Below are 1,595 nucleotides of genomic sequence, written 5' to 3'. Positions count from 1 at the left end.
CGATGGTTGGCGATAATAACAGGCCTTGGACGGAGGAAGACGATCGCCGCCTGCTTGAATTGCGAGACAGCGGGAGGTCTACACTTTCGGTATCCGTGGCTATGAGACGATCGGTCTCTGCAATTAGAAATCGCCTGTGTATCGTCCGAGCCAGGGCAGCCCGGGCGAAATCCACTTCAAGCCATATTGAGAAATAATGCGAAGCTCGTCGTTCGAACCCTGCATCCCGACCCGCGCCACCAAGGTCCCTGCCTCGAAGAATTGGCTCCACGAGATCAAGCGCGATGGCTATCGGCTGATCGTCCAACCTCGAGGGCAAGCGGGTTCGGCTGTTCACCCGGAATGGCTTCGACTGGAGTGACCGATATCCGCTGATCACTGAGGCCGCGCTGCGCAACCGGTCATTTGTGCTGGACGGTGAGGCCGTGCTGCTGGGGGTTGATGGGATCTCCGACTTCGATGGCCTGATAGCCGCAAGCACAATGACGAGGTGCAGTTCTATGCCTTCGATATGCTGGTGACGGATGGGGACGATATTCGAAAGCTACCGCTCACTATGCGGAAGACAAACCTCGCCCGGCAGCTTGCGGGGCACGTCGACGGCATTTTCATTTCCGACTTCGAGCGCGGCGAGATCGGGCCAGAGCTTTTCCGGCATGCCTGCCTTATGGGCCTGGAGGGGCTGGTGTCGAAGCTCGCCGATCGACCGTACCGGCCGGCTCGATCACCGAACTGGGTGAAGGTAAAGAACCCCGCCTCTCCCGCCATGCTGCGGGGATGCCTTCTCATGAACGTCTGGGTCGACGTCGACACGAGCAAGCAATCGGGACGCCGACCATCTGCAGGCATTCGCGGGGACAGTGGCCCTCGCGCCAGAACGAAAGATTGCGGCCAACTGCGGCAGCCACTATTGGTTTAAGATGATCCTGAGCACACATGCGGTCGTTGGGGCGGCTCTTGCCACTCGGATGCCGTTTCCCATCCGGTTGCCGCATTCGTGGCGGGCTTTGCAAGCCATTTCGTGATCGATTCAATCCCTCATTGGGATTATCGGCTCAGATCGATATCGCTGAAAGCCGGCGCTCGAAATATTTGGCGGATAACCGCGCCACTACGCGATTTGGCCGTGATTGGCTTCGACGCATTCGCAGGCCTAGTTCTCGCAGTCGGCATCTTTGGGACGAAAGCCAACATAGTCGCCGTCCTGGCTGGTGCCGTTGGGGGGATGCTCCCGGATCCACTGAAGTTGGCTTATATGCTTTATTCTCGCCAGCCCTTGGCCACCCTTGTGCGCTTTCACAACTGGATGCACACCAAGCGCAAACTTGATTGGCCTCTTGGTGTGAGTTCCCAGATTGCCTTTGCATCCGCAGTTATCGGGGCGTCTGTTGCCGTGCGATTGGCAACCTAGAGGCGGGCTACTGCCGGCGAACGCGGTCCTGGCCTGACCAATCGAACGGAAGCTTCTCCTGGCCCTCGTGCCATTCGATCACGCTGAAATTCATTCCCAGCATCTCCGCTTCAAGGTCGGCTGCATGCTTCTTCCAGTCCGGCGTGTCGCGGACCTTGAATTTCGGCTCGCCGCCCTCGCGCTC

1 protein-coding gene is annotated in these 1,595 nt (G+C 58.8%); it reads left to right on the top strand.

Annotation, left to right across the window (positions count from 1 at the left end; translation table 11 throughout):
* Positions 1–490 precede the first annotated feature (490 nt).
* Positions 491–919, top strand: coding sequence for a hypothetical protein (locus JQ575_RS45555; protein WP_312016143.1), 429 nt, complete (start codon positions 491–493; stop codon positions 917–919).
* The last annotated feature ends 676 nt before the right edge of the window (positions 920–1,595 follow it).

It is taken from the genome of Bradyrhizobium sp. JYMT SZCCT0428, assembly GCF_018131075.1.
In the GTDB taxonomy this organism is placed as follows: Bacteria; Pseudomonadota; Alphaproteobacteria; order Rhizobiales; family Xanthobacteraceae; genus Bradyrhizobium.
This window is presented reverse-complemented; position numbering and strand designations above follow the sequence as displayed.